Raw genomic sequence first — 15,408 nt, 5'->3', positions numbered from 1 at the left:
CGAGGATATTGAACGAGAATGCTTTTCAAGAGGCGCAACAAACCTGATTTTCGCGAGCGGCTGCGCCTGGCGCTATGGCCGCGTCGTTCGGTCGGGCGGTCGCTGCGCTATTTCGGCAAGCGGGTGCTTCGGCTTCGGGCGACCCCGCACGCGATCGCGTCCGGCTTTGCTTGCGGCATCTTCGCCGCTTTCATCCCCATTCTCGGCGTGCACATTGCGGTCGCGCTTGCCATTGCCTGGCTGATCGGCGGTAATGTTGCTGCGGCCGTCATCGGAACGACGCTTGGAAATCCGTTGGTCCTGCCCTTTATCTGGGCGGCGACGCTGGAGGTAGGCCGGTTCGTCATGACCGGTTCGCTGCAAGGCGAGCCCATGCCACAACATCTCGGCCACATGCTGAGGCATCTCGATATTTCGGTACTGTGGGGTCCGGTGATCGAGCCAATGCTGATCGGCGCGGTACCGCTCGGGCTCCTTGCGGCCGTGATCGTCTATTTTCCCGTGCGCTGGGCCGTCGCCGGCTTTCAGCATCGGCGCAGGCACCTCCATCGGCACCATCACCGGGTTCCTGAGCCAACATGATCATCGGCATCGGCAGCGATCTGATCGATATCACCCGCGTTGAAAAGACGCTGGAGCGCCATGGGGAGCGTTTTATATCCAGGGTTTTCACGCCGATCGAGCGGGCAAAATCCGAACGACGCAAACAGCGTGCCGCATCCTATGCGAAGCGGTTTGCGGCGAAGGAAGCCTGCGCCAAGGCCCTCGGTACAGGCCTGGCACAAGGCGTATTCTGGCGCGACATGGGCGTTGTCAACCTGCCGAGCGGCGCGCCGACGATGCATCTGACCAATGGCGCCGCCAAACGGCTCGAGGCGATCGTTCCGAAAGGCCACACCGCGCGCGTTCATCTCACGATCACCGACGACTTTCCGCTTGCACAAGCATTCGTGATTATTGAAGCGTTGAAAATCGAAGAATAGCCTTATTCAAAAGCCATTGGCTGCATTGCCCCGTGCGCTTCGAGCGGCTAAGAGGGGTCACATTGAGTTTACGGAGATACGACGAGCGTGAGTGACAAAGCTGTTGTGAAGAAATCTGGTGGTCTTGGCGAGACGATCAGCGTCATCGTGCAAGCGTTGCTGCTCGCACTTGTCATCCGGACGTTGCTGTTCCAACCGTTCAACATTCCGTCCGGCTCGATGCGCCCGACGCTGCTTGAAGGCGACTATCTCTTCGTTTCAAAATTCTCCTACGGCTATTCCAAATATTCGATTCCGTTTGCTCCGGACCTGTTTTCCGGCCGCATCTGGAGCGGCGAGCCGAAGCGTGGCGATATCGCGGTCTTCCGCAAGCCGAACGATACCTCACTCGATTTCATCAAGCGCGTAATCGGCCTTCCGGGCGACAGGATTCAGGTGCGCCAGGGCGTGCTCTATATCAATGATGTTGCCGTTCCGCGCGAGAAGGTCGGCCAGATCGACAATCCGGACGTCACAGAGGTCAATCGCCCGGTCGACGTCTACCGCGAGACCCTGCCGAATGGCATCACCTATGACACGCTCGACCTGACGCCGAACGGCATCGGTGACGACACGCGCGAATTCGTCGTTCCGGCCGGTCACTACTTCATGATGGGCGACAACCGCGACAATTCAAGCGATAGCCGCTTCGATGTTGGCTACGTGCCGCTCGAAAATTTCATCGGCCGTGCCAATATCATTTTCTTCTCGATTGCCGGGAAGGCAAGCCCGCTTGAAATCTGGCGCTGGCCGTCGGAACTCCGCTTCGATCGCCTGTTGCACAGCGTAAACAGCGCGCCAAACACCGTGAAAACCAATTGATGAGCCGATGAACCTGTCCGCCGACGCCGTTCGCAGACTGGAAGAAAAAACGAGGCACACTTTTCGCGATCTCGGCCGGCTTGAGCGTGCACTGACTCATGCGAGCGCTCGGCCCTCGGCCGGTTCCGATTATGAGCGTCTCGAATTCCTTGGTGATCGCGTGCTCGGGCTGGTCATCGCCGAGCTTCTGTTCCGCGCCTATCCGACGGCGAGCGAGGGCGAGCTTTCGCTGCGCCTGAACTCGCTCGTCAATGCCGATACCTGCGCGGCTGTCGCCGACGAGATCGGGCTTCACGAGTTCATTCGTACGGGCTCGGACGTGAAGGGGCTGGCCGACAAGCGCTTGAAGAGCCTGCGCGCCGACGTCGTCGAATCGCTGATTGCCACAATTTATCTGGACGGCGGTCTTGAAGCGGCGCAACCTTTCATCGAACGTTACTGGAACGCGCGCTCGCGTGAAATCAATTCGGCCCAGCGCGACCCGAAGACCGAATTGCAGGAATGGGCGCATCAGCAGGATGGCGCGCAGCCGATTTACAGCGTCGTTGACCGGACAGGGCCCGATCACGACCCCCTGTTCACGGTGAAGGTTGACGTTAAGGGCTTCGCGTCCGCCACGGGCACCGGCCGCTCGAAACGTATCGCCGAGCAGAATGCTGCCGTGGAACTGCTCTATCGCGAAGGTGTCCGTCAGAAGACGCAGGAAGAAGAAGAGAAATGACCGAACAACAACAGGAAACCGGCGTACCTACGCGTTCAGGCTTTGTGGCGCTCATCGGCGCGCCGAATGCCGGTAAATCGACGCTGGTTAATCAGCTGGTCGGCAGCAAGGTATCGATCGTCACCCACAAGGTGCAGACGACGCGGGCGCTTGTGCGCGGCATCGTCATTCACGGGCCGACTCAGATGGTGCTCGTTGATACACCCGGCATCTTCAAGCCGAAGCGGCGGCTCGACCGCGCCATGGTCACGACCGCCTGGGGCGGCGCCAAGGACGCTGATTTGATCCTCGTTCTCATCGACGCAGAACTTGGGATCAATGAAGAGGCCGAGGCGATCCTCGACAGCCTCCACGAAAAGAAGCGCAAGGTCATCCTGGTTCTCAACAAGGTCGACAGGATCGAACCGCCGAAGCTGCTCGAACTCGCACAGGCCGCCAATGACAAGGTAAAGTTCGACAAGACCTTCATGATCTCGGCGCTGAAGGGCTATGGCTGCAAGGACCTCGTGCAATATCTCGCTGACAATCTCCCCGAGGGGCCGTGGTATTATCCGGAAGATCAGATCTCCGACATGCCGATGCGCATGCTCGCTGCTGAAATCACCCGCGAAAAGCTCTACCTGCGCCTTCACAACGAACTTCCCTATTCCTCGACCATCGAAACCGAAAGCTGGGAGGAGAAGCCGGACGGCTCCGTCCGTATCAGCCAGGTGATCTATGTCGAACGCGACAGCCAGAAGAAGATCGTTCTCGGCCACAAGGGCGAGGCGATCAAGTCGATCGGTCAGGCGGCGCGCAAGGAGTTGATGGAGATCCTCGAGCAGAAGGTTCATCTGTTCCTCTTCGTCAAGGTACGCGACAATTGGGGGAACGACCCCGAGCGCTACCGCGAAATGGGCCTTGAATTCCCGCACTGATAGCGCGACCATCTTCAGATGGAATGGCGTGATGAAGGGATAATCCTCGGGACGAGGCGGCATGGCGAAACCAGCGCCATCCTCGAACTGATGACGTGTGACCATGGGCGGCACCTCGGCTTGGTCCGCGGCGGCCGTTCCCGGCGCATGCAGCCTATGCTTCAGGCAGGCAACCGCGTCGACGTGATCTGGCGCGCGCGCATGGACGAGCACCTCGGCATGATGCAGGTCGAGCCGGTGGCATTCGCGGCAGCGCGGCTGATCGAACAGCCGGTCGCGCTCTACGGCCTCCAGCTTGCAGCTGCCCATTTGCGCCTTCTGCCCGAGCGGGATCCGCATCAGAACCTCTTTGAAATTCTCAATGTCATTGTCGAGCATTGCGACAATTCGCTGATCGCCGGTGAGCTTCTCCTCCGCTTCGAACTGACAATGCTCGAAGAACTTGGCTTCGGCCTCGACTTGAAGTCCTGCGCCGCTACGGGTGGCCACGAGAACCTTGCCTATGTCTCGCCGAAATCGGGACGGGCGGTGTCGCGCGATGCCGGCGCACCATGGGCTGAAAAGCTTCTTGAAATGCCGCCCTTCATGTCGAGCCCCACGGTGCGCGCCGCATCGCTGAACGAAGTCATGAGCGCCTTTCGCTTGACCGGCTACTTTTTCAACCGCCATATCTGGGAGCCGCGGGCGCAGCGATCGCCGGAAGCCCGCGACGGTTTTCTCGCTGCGCTCGGGCGTTCATTGTCAAATGCAGCCGGGGCCACGGCGCCGGTGCAGGAAAGGTCGATCCTTCCATGAGCTATGACGACGTGTCTCCGGTCGAGTTCCCAGGCGGTGTCGGCCTGCTTCCGCTCGCCGACCTCGCCACACGAGGCGGCCTCGACATCCTGCAGGCGATGTTGCGCGGCGACTATCCCGCGCCGCCCATGGCCCAGACGCTGTCCTTTACCTTGCATGAAGTCGAACAGGACCGCGTCGTCTTCAAGGGCCTGCCGCGGCCCGAGCATCGCAATCCGCTGGGCGGAATACATGGCGGCTGGGTTGCGACGCTGATGGACTCGGCTCTTGCCTGCTGCATCATGACCACTCTCAAACCCGGCGAAGCCTATACGACGGCAGAATTCAAGGTGAACCTCGTGCGGCCGTTGACCGCCGATATGGGCCTCGTTCTGTGCGAGGGGAGGCTCATTCACCGTGGCCGCACGCTCGCAACGTCCGAGGCGTTCCTCAAGGACAAGAACGGCAAGCTGCTCGCGCACGGCACGGAGACTTGCGCGATTTTTCCGCTCGAGAGTTTCGTGCGCAGCAAATAGCGCCTCGTGTTCAAAACAGGCAGTCCGATTCTGCCGGGTGCCGCAAATGCGCGGCAAGTAAGTCACACTTTCCATAAATTTTGTTGAAAACCCTTTGTTTTTCGCTTCTGTCGCGACTTGAGCGTTTGTCGCACGTTGACGGCCGAAATTTCCCATTGATAAACATTGATATTGGGCAGAATACAAAAGTTCTGTTGGGTGAACGCAGTCCGCGCGACTGCCGGGGAGGAAAACATGGATAGTTTCTTGGCGGGCCTCAAGGCCGCTGTCGATGCAATGGGACCGACGGTCCTCTTGCCGATCGTAATCTTTATCATTGCGCTGGTGCTCGGCGCGAAGCCGGGCAGGGCGTTTCGCGCCGCTGTCACCATCGGCGTCGCCTTCATCGGCATCAATCTCGTTCTTGGCCTGATGCTGACGTCGATTGGCGATGTCGCGAAGGCCATCGTTACCAATACCGGCATTCAGCGCGATATCGTCGATGTCGGCTGGCCGTCAGCCGCGGCGATCGCTTTCGGATCCTCCGTCGGCCTTTGGGTGATCCCGATCGCCATCGTCATCAACATCATTCTTCTGGTGACGCGCCTGACCCGTACGCTCAACGTCGACGTGTGGAATTTCTGGCACTTTGCCTTCATCGGCTCGCTTGCCGTTGCCGCGACCGACAGCCTCGCCTATGGCCTCGTCGTTGCCGCGCTCATGGTTGCGCTTTGCCTGCTCTTTGCTGATTGGTCGGCGCGGGCAGTGCAGCAGTTCTACGGCATTCCGGGCATTTCGGTGCCGCATCTCGCCTCGGCGCAGATTCTGCCGATCGCGATCGTGATCAACTGGATCATCGATCGCATTCCGGGCATCAACCGCATCGAACTCAATACCGAGACCTTCGAGCGCCGTTTCGGCGTGTTCGGCGAGCCGGTCATCCTCGGCCTCATCATCGGTCTCGTCCTCGGCGCCATCGCCTATTACAATGCCGGCGATTTCGGCACGGCGCTGACGAAGATCCTGCAGACAGGCATGACGCTCGCCGCCGTGATGCTGCTACTGCCGCGCATGGTCAAGATCCTGATGGAAGGCCTGCTGCCGGTTTCCGACGCCGCACAGGAGTTCGTGCGCAAGCGCACCGGCGACCGCGAACTTCTCGTCGGCCTCGACTCGGCGATCCTCATCGGTCATCCGGCGGCAATCTCGTCGTCGCTTATCCTGGTGCCGATCGCGATCATCCTGTCGGTGATCCTGCCCGGCAACCGCGTCATTCTCTTCGCCGACCTTGCGGTCATTCCGTTCATCGTTGCCATGACGGCGCCTCTCCTGAAGGGCAATGTGTTCCGCATGGTCATCGTCGGCACGATAACGCTCGCGGTCGGCTTCTATGTCGCGAACGCGCTTGCACCGCTGTTCACGGCCGCGGCCCAATCGTCGGGCTTCCAGATGCCGGCCAATGCGGTGCAGATTACCAGCGTGGTCGACGGCTTCCTGTGGATACCCTATGTCGTCATCGCGTTGATCCAGAACCTCGGCGTCATTGGTCTCGTCGTGCTTGCGGCCATCATCGCCGCCGCATTCTGGGCCTATCGCCGCAACACGGCCGCGTGGGAACGCGCCGCTGGTGCCGACGACGTTGTGGACCAGAACGCCTGAACGAAGTGGAGTGAATGAATGGCTGAGGCCTTGTTGAACACGCTTGATCCCGGGGCAATCGTCCTCGGGGTCAAGGCATCGAGCGACGAAGAGGTGATCCGCATTCTCGCGGCCCGCCTCGAAGGGCTCGGATATGTGAAGCCGAGTTACGCAGATGCCGTCGTGGCGCGCGAAGCCGCGCTGCCGACGGGGCTGCCGCTCGGCGGGGCGAACAATGTTGCAGTGCCCCATACCGATCCGCACCATGTCATCAAGCCCGGCCTGGCGCTTGCAACGCTTGCCGAGCCGGTGCTGTTCTCGAACATGGAGGACCCCGACGAGAAGCTTCCCGTCAGCGTCGTTTTCGTCATGGCGCTCAACGACAAGGACAAGCAGGTGGAAATGCTGCAGGAGATAGCCGGGACAATCCAGTCGCCGGAAGTCATCGCTGCGCTCATCACCGCAAAATCCGCGGAAGACGTGCTGGGACTTCTCGGCTAGGTTTGATATTTCAAGGAGGAAAAAGAACAGATGGCCAAGCAGAAGACAGTGCTATTTGCCTGCGGAACCGGCATTGCCACCTCGACCGTCGTCGCACACGCGGTCGAAGAGGCGCTCAAGGATCGCGGCATCCGCATCAACACCCGCCAATGCAAGGCGACGGAAGTGGCCGGACAGATCGACGATGTCGATCTCGTCGTATCGACCACCCAGTTGCCGAAGGACCTCGGCAAGCCGGTCATCACGACGCTGGCGTTCCTGACCGGGATCGGCAAGGCCGATGCCCTCGACAAGATCGAAGCCGCTCTGCGCGACTAAAGATTACACAAACAATATACCGCCACCGGGGAAATTCGGTGGCGGTTTGTTATTCCGCCGGCTGCAGCGCCGGGCGAACTGCGGCCGTTTCCTCGATCGGCCAGTGCACGATGGCAGCAAAGATGCCGAGTGCCACGCCGAGCCACCAGACGGGATTATAGCTGCCGAAATGATCGTAGAGGTAACCGCCGAGCCATACGCCGAGGAACGAGCCGATCTGGTGCGACAGGAACACGATGCCGCCGAGCATTCCAAGGTGCTTTGTTCCGAACATGATGGCGACGAGCGAATTCGTCGGGGCCACTGTCGAAAGCCACATCAGGCCCATCAGGATCGAGAAGATGATCACTGAGGTGCCGGTCTGCGGCAGAAGCAGGAAGGCAGTAACGAGCGCCGAGCGTCCGAGGTAGAGGAAGGAAAGGAACTTCGGCTTCGAATAGCGCTGGCTGATGATGCCGGATGCGAGCGAGCCGATGATGTTGAAGAAACCTATCAGGGCGAGGGCGAGAACCGCGTATTTCGCATCGATGCCGATATCGCCGATATAGGCCGGGAAATGGGCGGTGATAAACGCGACCTGAAATCCGCAGACAAAGAAGCCCGTGGTCAGGAGGATATAGCTCTTGTGCCCGAATGCCTCGCGCAACGCTTCGCCGATCGATTGCTTGTAATGGCTTTCGCTGACCCTGCCGCTCGAGAAATTGCCCCGCAGCGGAATGGCAAGGACCGGGATGATCAGCATGGCAAGGCCGAGATAGACGAGCGCGTCAGACCAGCCAAAACTTTCGATCAGGCCCTGGCTGATCGGCGCGAAGACAAACATGCCTGCCGAACCCGCCGCAGTCCCGATGCCGAATACCAGCGTACGGTTGGCCGGCGTGACATTGCGCGCAAAGGCCGAAAGAATGATGCCGAAGGAACCGGCCGCGACGCCAAGCCCGACCAGCACACCGCCGCCGAGATAAAGCAGGCCGGGTGACGTCGCCCAGGCCATGACGAGAAGACCGCTGCAATAAAGAAGCGCCGAAAGAAGCAGGACACGCCATGTGCCGAATTTGTCGGCGATTGCACCAAAGATCGGTTGGCCGGCACCCCAGAACAGGTTCTGCAGCGCCATCGCCATGCCGAAGGTTGTGCGGTCCCAGCCTTTTTCGGAAAGAAGCGGCAACTGGAAGAAGCCCATTGCTGAACGCGGCCCGAAGGTAAGGAGGGCGATCAGGCAGCCGGCAATGATGATGAGCCAGGGCACGCCCGGCTGCTTGGCGGTCGATGCTTGGGCTTGGGACATGCTATGCGCTCCTTTGAGAGCGCTGAGCATTAGCGTTTTCTTCCATGCAATCAATTGAATTGAGTTGATTGTTGCTTAAATGAGTTTGATGGGTTGGGCGTTCCTGCCTCGGTAAAATCAAGCAAAATGAGAGATTTGGTATATGCAACCTTCGGTAGCGCTTTTGTCGATAAGCCTGCTTTTTCTCGCCGGATGTGCAAGTTCGGGTGATGTCAGCCCGCTGGTATTCTGCGATCGTCCGACGGATTTCAACGCGAGGATTTTAACCGACTGCACGCCGCGCCTCGGCGGGGACAGCCCGTTCAAACGCGATCAGCAGTATCGCTACTACAACGACAACTACCGCCATCGCTGATGATTGCTTCAACGGAAAGAGAGTGCCTTTTCTTTCGAACAACGCTTGAAGCCAGCAAAATAATCTCCTATGTAACTGCCCACGGCCTTGCCGTTTTTCTTTTGCCCATAAATATGCTCAATTTGAGTATAAATGGGAAGCGTGTTCAGGAGGAAATGGATATGACCAACCCCGCCCGCATTTCGGCAGAGCGTTCCAAGGTGAGGACCGCAGCGGACCGCTTCGGCATCGTCGATATGCCCGATCTGTCGTATACGCCCGAGGTCGCGGCCGAGACTGAACACCTCTACCAGCGCGTCTCGCACCACATTCCCCGGCTCGAATGGCCGGTCTATGCGCCCTATGTGGCTGCAATCAACCGGCTGAAGAAGCAGCGCAATGCCGTCATCCTTGCCCACAACTATCAGACGCCCGAAATATTCCACTGCGTTGCCGATATCGTCGGCGACTCGCTCCAGCTTGCCAAGGAAGCGACCAAGGTGGATGCGGAGATCATCGTCCAATGCGGCGTGCATTTCATGGCCGAGACCTCGAAGCTGCTCAATCCGCAAAAGACTGTGTTGATCCCGGATATGAAGGCCGGCTGCTCCCTTGCCGAATCGATTACCGGCGCCGACGTGCGCCTGCTGCGCGAAACCTATCCTGGCGTTCCTATCGTCACCTACGTCAACACCTCGGCGGAAGTGAAGGCCGAGAGCGATATCTGCTGCACTTCGGCCAATGCGGTTGAGGTGGTGGAGAGCTTCGGTGTCGACCGGGTCTTGTGCATTCCCGATGAATTCCTCGCCCAGAACGTCGCCGCGCAGACCAAGGTGAAGATTTTGACCTGGAAGGGTCACTGCGAGGTGCATGAGCGTTTCACGGCCGAGGAATTGCTGGCCTATAAGGCCGCTGATCCGGACATCCAGATCATCGCCCATCCGGAATGCCCGCCCGAGGTCGTTGCCGTCGCCGACTTTACCGGTTCGACCAGCGGAATGATCGGTTATGTGAAGGACAATCGCCCCGCCAAGGTGCTGCTTGTCACCGAATGCTCCATGGCATCGAACATCGAGTCGGAGGTTCCCGGCGTGGAATTCATCAAACCGTGCAATCTTTGCCCGCACATGAAGCGCATCACGCTGCCTAAGATATTGGAAAGCCTCGTCTATATGCGCGACGAAATTCACGTGGATCCGCTTGTTGCCGAGCGCGCGCGGCTTGCGGTCGAGCGCATGGTGAACCTCAGGAACTGATCGGAGGCTGGCCCGATGTCCAATCAAACGGAACCCGTAATTATCATCGGTGGCGGTCTTGCAGGGCTGTTCTGCGCCCTGAAACTTGCCCCGCGGCCTGTGACGGTGCTCGCCGCCGCTCCTATCGGGCGCGGAGCCTCGTCCGCGTGGGCGCAGGCCGGTATCGCCGCGGCTGTCTCCGAAGGTGACACCATTGAGAAGCATGTTTCCGATACTGTCGCCGCAGGCGATGGCATCGTTGACGAGACCATCGCCCGGCTGATGGCAAGCGAGGCCACGGCGCGGGTGCACGATCTTCTTGGCTATGGCGTTCCTTTCGACCGCGACCTCGAAGGCAGGCTCCAGGTATCGCGTGAGGCGGCCCATTCGGAAAGCCGCATCGTGCGCGTGCGCGGCGACATGGCCGGCCGCGCCATCATGCAGGCGCTGGTCAAGACGGTCGAAACGACACCTTCGATCCGGGTGATGGAAGGTTACGTTGTCGAGGACATCGTTACCGCGCAAGGTTCGGTAGAAGGCGTGATCGCCCGCAGCGAGGCCGGTCGCGGACCCCGGGTGCGGCTCGCCTCTTCCAACGTGGTCATTGCGACCGGCGGCATCGGTCATCTTTATGCGGTCACGACCAATCCGCCCGAGGCACGGGGCGAGGGCATAGGCATGGCCGCTCGCGCCGGCGCGATGATGGCGGATATGGAATTCGTTCAGTTTCACCCGACGGCGATCAACGTCGACAAGGACCCGGCGCCGCTCGCAACGGAAGCTCTCCGTGGCCATGGTGCGACATTGATCAACGACGCCGGCGAACGCTTCATGCTGAAGATCGATGCCGATGCCGAGCTTGCGCCGCGCGACGTGGTCGCGCGCGGCATCTATGCCGAAGTTATGAGCGGGCGGGGTGCCTGGCTCGATTGCACCGAGGCTGTCGGCGCCTCATTTGCCGAAGAGTTTCCAACGGTCTACAAATATTGCCGCGATGCCGGGATCGACCCGGTCGTCCAGCCGATCCCGGTTGTGCCCGCCGCGCATTACTTCATGGGCGGCATCCTGACTGATGCTGATGGCCGCACCTCGATCGATGGCCTGTGGGCCTGCGGCGAGTGCACCTCCACCGGCGCCCATGGGGCAAACCGCCTTGCATCCAACTCCTTGCTCGAAGCTGTTGTATTTTCAGCAAGAATTGCTGCGAGAATCGGCAATGATGGCGAGGCTTTCGCCGGCGACTGGTCGAAGGGTTCGGTCGATCGGGACGACCTCACCGCGGAGGCGGATACGCCGGCAATGACGCGTTTGCGCAACACGATGAGTGCGAGCTTCGGCGTCATTCGCAACCGGACGGACATGCTGGAGGGTCTGAAGACAATCCTCGAACTTGAGACAGCCAATCGCGACACGGCATTCCGGAATGTGCTTGCAACGGCCAAACTGGTCGCGGTCAGTGCCTTGCGCCGCGAGGAGAGCCGTGGCGGCCACTTCCGCACCGATTTTCCCGAAGCGCGTCCGGAATGGCAGCATCGCACCTTCCTGACTTTGGCAGATGCCGACGGCTCGGTCGAAGACATACGTGAGGTCGCGTGATGGCACACCGGCCCGCTGGTTCTGCGTTTCCGCCATCGCTTCCTCAGCTCATGATCGAGGAGGCCGTACGCGGCGCCTTGCGCGAGGACCTCGGGCGTGCCGGTGATATAACGACCAACGCCACGCTTTCCGAGGAAGCCACGGCGACCGCCGTTCTCTCAAGCCGCGAGGCTGGCACCCTGTGCGGCATGGGCTTCGCACGGACGGCGTTTGCGCTGATAGATCCGAGGCTCGAGTTCGAGGCGTTCGCCAAAGATGGCGAGACCATTTCGCCCGGCCAGGATATTGCGCGGGTCTCGGGCAATGCGCGGGCCGTTCTTTCGTCCGAGCGCGTCGCCCTCAACTACCTGATGCACCTCAGCGGAATCGCGACCTATACCGCCAAATTCGTCGATCTTATCAAGGATACCGGCGCTCGCGTCTGCGATACCCGCAAAACCATACCCGGCATGCGCGCCTTTGCCAAATATGCCGTGAAGTGCGGCGGCGGCGCCAATCACCGGTTCGGGCTGGATGATGCAATTCTCATCAAGGACAATCATGTCGCCGTGGCAGGCGGGGTGACGAGGGCGATCGAGGCCGCCCGCGCCTATGCCGGTCACCTTGTCAAAATCGAGGTCGAAGTCGATGGTCTGGAGCAATTCGAAGAGGCGCTGGCAGCCGGGGCCGATGTGATTCTGCTTGATAATATGGGCCCGGAACTCCTTGAAAAGGCGGTTGGAATCAATTCGGGCCGCGCGGTCCTCGAAGCGTCCGGCGGGATAAGCTTCGATACGATTAAAGCTGTTGCGCAAACAGGCGTGGACTATATTTCGACATCAAAAATCACTATGGCTGCGCCAACGCTCGATATCGGACTGGACATTGAAATCGCATGAAAGTCATCGCTACGGTTGCGGAGCTGCGCGCGACGCTCAGGGCTGAACGCCAGAAGGGCAAGGCGATCGGCCTCGTCCCGACCATGGGCTATCTGCATATCGGTCATATGGAATTGGTCCGACGTGCCAAGAGTGCGACCGACGTCACGGTCGTTTCCATATTCGTCAACCCGACGCAATTCGGCCCCAACGAAGACCTGTCGACCTATCCGCGCGATATGGACGGCGACCTTGCCAAGCTGAAGGCCGAAGGCGTCGATTATGTCTTTACGCCGGAAGTCGCGGAAATATATCGGCCTGGCGCGCACACGATCGTCGACAATCTGGTGCTTTCACGCATCCTCATCGGCAAGATCCGCCCCGGCCATTTCCGCGGCGTGACCACCGTCGTCACCAAGCTCTTCAATATCGTCCAGCCGGACCAGGCGTTCTTCGGCGAGAAGGACTATCAGCAGCTAACGATCATTCGCCGCATGGTGGATGATCTGAACATGCCGATCGATATTATAGGTGTCCCGACGGTCCGCGAAGCGGATGGATTGGCTTGCTCGTCGCGCAATGCCATGCTTACGGCAACGGATCGCAAGGCCGCGGTCATTCTGTCAAGGTCGCTGGCCAAGGCGGAGGAAATGGTTGCGCAGGGCCAGCGCTCGGTTCCCGCCATCCGCAATGCGGTGCGCGGCATACTTGAAGCGGAAAAACGCGGTACGATCGAGTCCGTCGATATCCGCGACGCCAAGACGCTCGATCCCGTTTCAGGCAAGTTCCGGCAGCCGGTGGTCATTCTGCTCATCGTGCGCTTCGGCAAGGTCCGCCTGATCGACCAGCGTGTCATCGGCTGACGTAGCAGGGGAGGAGACCCTTATGAGCCAGGAAATCTTAACGCGCCGGATCACCGCTCCGGAAATCCTCGGCCGCAAGGGCGGCGAGCCCATTGTCGCGCTGACAGCCTATCACGCCAACACCGCGCGGATCGTCGATAATCATGCCGACATTCTCCTCGTCGGCGATAGTCTCGGCATGGTGCTCTATGCCATGGATTCAACGCTTGGCGTTCCGCTCGATCTGATGATTGCCCATGGCCGCGCAGTGGTGCGCGGGTCGAAGCGCGGGCTCGTCGTTGTCGACATGCCATTCGGCTCCTACGAGGAGAGTCCGGCGGTCGCATTTCGCAATGCCGCGCGGATCACGGCGGAGACCGGCTGCGGCGCGGTCAAGCTCGAGGGCGGCGTGCGCATGGCCGATACGATCCGTTTTCTTACCGAGCGCGGCATCCCGGTCATGGCGCATGTCGGCCTGACCCCGCAATCGATCAACACGCTTGGCGGCTTCAAGACGCAAGGCCGGGACACGGCGTTGTGGCCCCTCATCAAGGCGGATGCACAAGCCGTCGCCTCGGCGGGAGCGTTCGCGGTTGTGCTTGAAGGGATCGTTGAACCGCTCGCGGCGGAAATTTCGCGCGAAAGCAGCATTCCCACTATCGGCATCGGGGGGTCACGGGAGTGCGACGGCCAGATCCTCGTTCTTGAGGACATGCTCGGATATAATCCGAAGCCGCCACGTTTCGTGAAGGTCTATGGCGCAGTCGGAAATGCCATCGACGCGGCAGTCAAATCCTATGCGGACGATGTCCGCTCGCGGACATTCCCCGGCGATGAGAATGTGTACCCGTTGAAGTAGCTAAGCGGCGCGGATGATCGGAATGTTGCTGACGTCGACTTCGCGCTCAGCGTGCCAGGCATCGTAGCTTGCCTGCATGCGCAGCCAAATCTCCGCGCCATTGCCGAAGCCTTTGCCAAGTCGTGCGGCGACCTCGGGGGAAACTGGCTTACGCTCACCGATAATGTCATAGAGGTGCTGCCGCGAAATCCCAAGAAGCTTTGCGATCTCTGTCTTGTTCTTGCCGGTCGCAGGAATGATATCATTCAGTGCGGCACCCGGATGGGACGGACATCTGTTGGGGTCGCGGATGGCTTTATGCATCGTCTTTCCTAGTGATACTGCTCGAAATCGACGGCTTGCGCATCGCCATCCTTAAATTCAAAGGTGATGCACCACGGTCCATTCACATGAATGGTGTAGCGCTTGGGATTGAACCCGCGCAATGCGTGGAAGTTGTAGCCTGGTAAATTCAGTTCCTCTGCCATCGCTGCTTTATCCAGAGTATCGAGCCGCACAAGAATGCGCTTGTGCATCCGGGGTTCTATCGTTGACTTGCCTGTTCGCCACAGGGTCGCCAGCGCCGCCTTACTCTTGAACGTCCTGATCATGTAAGCGATCTGCTTACATTCCACAAGGCCAGTCAATTCGACGATAGTCGGAAATCCAATCTATTTCTGTGGCTTTCCCTGCGTATCGGCGCCTTGCCAATAGTCCATTTTGGCCGAGCGGTCGTAGCCTTCACCCATGAGGCGCACGCCGACGCGTCCCGTCTCTGGGTAAAAGATCACGTCGTTCGGGTTCTTCTCGCCGATGATGATGAAGCGGCAGGGCGCATCGCTGTGGTTGAAGAAGGAATGTCCTGCCTTCTGGCCGGCTGGAAAGCAGATATGGTCGCCGCTCTTCATGCGATAGGTCTTGTCGCCAAGCCGCAGTGTCATCTCGCCCGCAAGCACGAACGCCTGCTCCTCTTCGAGCATATGGTAATGGTTGAGGCTCGACTCCATCCCGGGCGCCAGCTCTTCGAGCGCCACGCCTACATGGGTTGCGCCGCCGTGACCGGAAAGGTAGCGGAAGCGCGTTCCGTAGCGGCTGCCTTCCGACCATTCCTCCCACGGAACATCTTCTGCCGCAAAGGGCTCGGAAATGCCGTCGGCATTAATCGATACAGGTTTCGTGCTCATGGGTTC

The 15,408-nt window shown here is 59.9% G+C and carries 20 protein-coding genes; 16 read left to right on the top strand and 4 right to left on the bottom strand.

What is annotated here, in order from left to right:
• Positions 1-18 precede the first annotated feature (18 nt).
• From GF108_RS09815 to GF108_RS09770, 10 genes are all read left to right on the top strand, one after another.
• Positions 19-582, top strand: coding sequence for a DUF2062 domain-containing protein (locus GF108_RS09815; RefSeq protein ID WP_027229859.1), 564 nt, complete (start codon positions 19-21; stop codon positions 580-582).
• Positions 579-983: a holo-ACP synthase gene (gene acpS / locus GF108_RS09810; RefSeq protein WP_091948858.1), complete on the top strand. Its 405-nt coding sequence runs from the start codon at positions 579-581 to the stop codon at positions 981-983. Before GF108_RS09815 ends, acpS begins: the two co-directional genes overlap by 4 nt.
• Positions 984-1,070: 87 nt before the next feature.
• A complete protein-coding gene (gene lepB, locus GF108_RS09805; RefSeq protein ID WP_027229857.1) occupies positions 1,071-1,844 on the top strand; it encodes a signal peptidase I in 774 nt (257 codons plus the stop codon).
• 7 nt (positions 1,845-1,851) lie between these two features.
• On the top strand, positions 1,852-2,565 hold the full coding sequence (rnc, locus tag GF108_RS09800; protein WP_027229856.1) for a ribonuclease III: 714 nt from the start codon (positions 1,852-1,854) through the stop codon (positions 2,563-2,565).
• Positions 2,562-3,482 (top strand): GTPase Era, encoded by a 921-nt coding sequence (era, locus tag GF108_RS09795; protein WP_153667807.1) that lies wholly within the window; start codon positions 2,562-2,564, stop codon positions 3,480-3,482. The genes rnc and era overlap by 4 nt, the downstream gene beginning before the upstream one ends.
• Positions 3,483-3,500: 18 nt before the next feature.
• Positions 3,501-4,277, top strand: coding sequence for a DNA repair protein RecO (recO, locus tag GF108_RS09790; protein ID WP_153667806.1), 777 nt, complete (start codon positions 3,501-3,503; stop codon positions 4,275-4,277).
• Positions 4,274-4,792, top strand: a complete 519-nt coding sequence (locus GF108_RS09785; protein ID WP_153667805.1) for a PaaI family thioesterase — start codon at positions 4,274-4,276, stop codon at positions 4,790-4,792. Before recO ends, GF108_RS09785 begins: the two co-directional genes overlap by 4 nt.
• Before the next feature lie 234 nt (positions 4,793-5,026).
• Complete coding sequence (locus GF108_RS09780) at positions 5,027-6,430, top strand: PTS galactitol transporter subunit IIC (RefSeq protein ID WP_153667804.1); 1,404 nt, start codon at positions 5,027-5,029, stop codon at positions 6,428-6,430.
• Positions 6,431-6,448: 18 nt separating this feature from the next.
• Positions 6,449-6,910, top strand: a complete 462-nt coding sequence (locus GF108_RS09775) for a PTS sugar transporter subunit IIA (protein WP_153667803.1) — start codon at positions 6,449-6,451, stop codon at positions 6,908-6,910.
• 30 nt (positions 6,911-6,940) lie between these two features.
• Positions 6,941-7,228, top strand: coding sequence for a PTS sugar transporter subunit IIB (locus GF108_RS09770; protein WP_027229850.1), 288 nt, complete (start codon positions 6,941-6,943; stop codon positions 7,226-7,228).
• A gap of 49 nt (positions 7,229-7,277) precedes the next feature.
• Here GF108_RS09770 and GF108_RS09765 read toward each other — a convergent pair whose 3' ends face one another.
• The gene (locus GF108_RS09765) at positions 7,278-8,516 is read right to left on the bottom strand and encodes an MFS transporter (RefSeq protein ID WP_153667802.1); all 1,239 of its coding nucleotides are present in this window, start codon (positions 8,514-8,516) and stop codon (positions 7,278-7,280) included.
• A gap of 142 nt (positions 8,517-8,658) precedes the next feature.
• Between GF108_RS09765 and GF108_RS09760 the strand changes: the two genes are divergently transcribed.
• From GF108_RS09760 to panB, 6 genes are all read left to right on the top strand, one after another.
• Positions 8,659-8,871 (top strand): hypothetical protein, encoded by a 213-nt coding sequence (locus tag GF108_RS09760; protein ID WP_153667801.1) that lies wholly within the window; start codon positions 8,659-8,661, stop codon positions 8,869-8,871.
• 161 nt (positions 8,872-9,032) lie between these two features.
• Positions 9,033-10,106, top strand: a complete 1,074-nt coding sequence (nadA, locus tag GF108_RS09755; protein WP_172982607.1) for a quinolinate synthase NadA — start codon at positions 9,033-9,035, stop codon at positions 10,104-10,106.
• 15 nt (positions 10,107-10,121) lie between these two features.
• Positions 10,122-11,681 (top strand): L-aspartate oxidase, encoded by a 1,560-nt coding sequence (locus GF108_RS09750; RefSeq protein ID WP_153667799.1) that lies wholly within the window; start codon positions 10,122-10,124, stop codon positions 11,679-11,681.
• Positions 11,681-12,559: a carboxylating nicotinate-nucleotide diphosphorylase gene (nadC, locus tag GF108_RS09745; RefSeq protein ID WP_172982606.1), complete on the top strand. Its 879-nt coding sequence runs from the start codon at positions 11,681-11,683 to the stop codon at positions 12,557-12,559. The genes GF108_RS09750 and nadC overlap by 1 nt, the downstream gene beginning before the upstream one ends.
• The gene (panC, locus tag GF108_RS09740; protein ID WP_153667798.1) at positions 12,556-13,401 is read left to right on the top strand and encodes a pantoate--beta-alanine ligase; all 846 of its coding nucleotides are present in this window, start codon (positions 12,556-12,558) and stop codon (positions 13,399-13,401) included. Before nadC ends, panC begins: the two co-directional genes overlap by 4 nt.
• Positions 13,402-13,423: 22 nt before the next feature.
• Entirely contained in the window at positions 13,424-14,239 is an 816-nt protein-coding gene (gene panB / locus GF108_RS09735; RefSeq protein ID WP_153667797.1) for a 3-methyl-2-oxobutanoate hydroxymethyltransferase, read from the top strand.
• On the opposite strand, the gene GF108_RS09730 is transcribed toward panB, so the two are convergent.
• Genes GF108_RS09730 through GF108_RS09720 form a run of 3 tightly spaced genes read right to left on the bottom strand, consistent with a single transcriptional unit; the run spans position 14,240 to position 15,402 of the window.
• A complete protein-coding gene (locus GF108_RS09730; RefSeq protein ID WP_027229840.1) occupies positions 14,240-14,542 on the bottom strand; it encodes a HigA family addiction module antitoxin in 303 nt (100 codons plus the stop codon).
• A gap of 8 nt (positions 14,543-14,550) precedes the next feature.
• Entirely contained in the window at positions 14,551-14,829 is a 279-nt protein-coding gene (locus GF108_RS09725; RefSeq protein ID WP_153667796.1) for a type II toxin-antitoxin system RelE/ParE family toxin, read from the bottom strand.
• 60 nt (positions 14,830-14,889) lie between these two features.
• Positions 14,890-15,402 carry a cupin domain-containing protein gene (locus GF108_RS09720; RefSeq protein ID WP_153667795.1) on the bottom strand — a complete coding sequence of 171 codons (513 nt, stop codon included), beginning with the start codon at positions 15,400-15,402 and terminating at the stop codon, positions 14,890-14,892.
• Between the last annotated feature and the right edge of the window lie 6 nt (positions 15,403-15,408).

The organism is Phyllobacterium sp. SYP-B3895, from assembly GCF_009647635.1.
Lineage (GTDB): Bacteria > Pseudomonadota > Alphaproteobacteria > Rhizobiales > Rhizobiaceae > Phyllobacterium > Phyllobacterium pellucidum.
The sequence above is the reverse complement of the archived record's forward strand: the minus strand, read 5'-3'. Positions and strand labels throughout refer to the sequence as shown.